Here is a 422-nt window from a genome sequence, read left to right as displayed (position 1 = left end):
TATGTTATAGGTTATGAAATCTGTACAAAAGTAGGAACGATTACCTGCGACACAGCTACTGTAGTAATAACAGTTACAGCGGTAACAACCCCTACGGTAATCACGGCTACTGACGACCCAGTAACTGTAACGACCACTCAAAGTGGAACTGTAGTTAACGTATTGGATAACGACAAGCTTGGTACAAAAACGCCAACAACATCTGATGTAACGATAATGGTAACGAAAACTCCAACAGGAACAATCGTACCGAACTTAGACCCTGTAACAGGAGATGTTACGATACCATCAGGTACACCAACAGGAACGTATACGATAGGTTATAGCATCTGTACGAAATCAGGAACGATTACATGCGATACTGCTACAGTAACGATAGTAGTTACAGAGGTAACAACTCCAACGACACCTGTAGTAGCGAA

General features: G+C 41.9%; 1 protein-coding gene. It reads left to right on the top strand.

Features of this window, described 5'->3' with window-relative positions:
- Positions 1-422: hypothetical protein (locus CCAND38_RS11905; protein ID WP_042343852.1), on the top strand; the 422-nt coding region annotated here is incomplete at both ends.

The sequence above is a fragment of the Capnocytophaga canis genome, assembly GCF_000827555.1.
Taxonomy (GTDB): domain Bacteria; phylum Bacteroidota; class Bacteroidia; order Flavobacteriales; family Flavobacteriaceae; genus Capnocytophaga; species Capnocytophaga canis.
Note: the sequence above shows the minus strand (reverse complement) of the source record. Positions and strands in the feature narration are given on the sequence as shown.